This window comes from Succinivibrio sp., assembly GCF_045124615.1.
In the GTDB taxonomy this organism is placed as follows: Bacteria; Pseudomonadota; Gammaproteobacteria; order Enterobacterales; family Succinivibrionaceae; genus Succinivibrio; species Succinivibrio faecicola.
On the sequence record NZ_JBGVMC010000393.1, the window covers coordinates 1 to 1,418 of the forward strand.

The following is a 1,418-nucleotide window of genomic DNA, read 5'->3' on the forward strand; positions in this document are numbered from 1 at the left end:
CACTAGACATTGGATTGTGAATCATGAACAGAGAACCTTTACTGATTACTGTCTTTGCATTTTTTAAGGAAGTAATCAGTGTTGCAGCAGAAGCAGCAAGGCCGGTCACGTGAATTGTGATGCCGGCCTTGTGTCTTGATAAAATTCCATTGATCGCCAGAGCGCTTGCAACACTTCCACCTGGCGAATTGATATAAATATCTATTGGTTTATTAGGATTGACTGCAGCAAAAGCTTTTGCAACTTCTGCCTCATCAAAGCATTTCTCATCTTCAAACCATTTCTCAGCAATAGGACCAAAGAAATTCAAGATTGTAATTTCTTCTTTTTCCTGAATTGCCAAAATTGGTCTAAGCTCTGTTTTTGGCATTGGTTTCATCCTCTTCGCTTTGTTCTAAAGAATTAACACCAGGTGTTGGCCTAATGTCGTTTTCATTCATAAGTTTTTCTTCTCTGCCCCTCTGAGCTGCAATCACGTCAAAGCTCATTCCAGTAAGTTCATTTGCTTCATGCTCACGTGTACTGAAACCTTCCTCAACACGAACCTTAGCTGCTTCAGCTTCTTTAAGCGGATCAAGCTGTCCTTGAGTATCCCCAGACCAATCAGCTAAACACCATGCTTTTCTGATTGCAGGATCATCAAAGAAACCTGGAGCACTGATTCTGCCCTTAGCAACAGCTTCAGATAACCATTCCTCATAAACTGGCTGACATAAACGGTTAACAATCCACTGTCTTCGCATTCTGAACATCTTCCAGGCTTCAAGTAATGCGCCACGAGAAGCACTATAAGAAGATGTGAAGCTCTTCATCAGAAGTTCATAAGGAATTTCCAAAGCTGCGCCGATCTGTCTGCAGATAGAAGTAACAAAACCATCAAAAGCAGTATTAGGTCTGCCTGGGTTTGCCGTTTCAACCTTCTCTCCTTCAGCTAGATTAACAATGGCACCGTTACCAAGTGAGACGTCATTCTGATCTGCAGTCATGGAACTTACATCAACACCAGGCATTCCAGTCATTAAAGAATCAAGTCCATTCTGTGGATTGTCCTGAGTGATAAATACAGTGAAGTAACCACTTACTACTGCAGCAACCAGTTCTGCATCTGTATATCTGCCTAACTGTTTTAATGCTTCAATCACTGGGGCAAGAAGTGGTACACCTCTGCGCTGTCCTGGACGTTCCATATCAGACATTAGGTGGAGCATATTTCTACGACCTGACTTTGTGCCAAAAGCCTGAACACGCTTCCATTCCTGCTTAAAGGAATTTAAAGGACGGTGCATTGAGTATGGATGATATTTAGCCACGTAATAGGCGACCGGTTCACCATACTGACCAACCTCAACACCTTCAACAACAGAATTATCTGTAACCTTAAAAGAATCCAACGGATTGCAGATTCTGTCAGACTCAAT

Annotated in this window: 2 protein-coding genes; both read right to left on the minus strand. The window is 42.2% G+C overall.

Annotated features, from left to right (window positions below; translation table 11 throughout):
- Window positions 1-370, minus strand: a 370-nt coding sequence (locus ACJML3_RS10490) for an ATP-dependent Clp protease proteolytic subunit (RefSeq protein ID WP_406023040.1), incomplete at its 3' end; no start/stop codon positions are given.
- Window positions 351-1,418, minus strand: a 1,068-nt coding sequence (locus tag ACJML3_RS10495) for a phage portal protein (RefSeq protein WP_406023042.1), incomplete at its 5' end; no start/stop codon positions are given. The genes ACJML3_RS10490 and ACJML3_RS10495, both read right to left, overlap by 20 nt.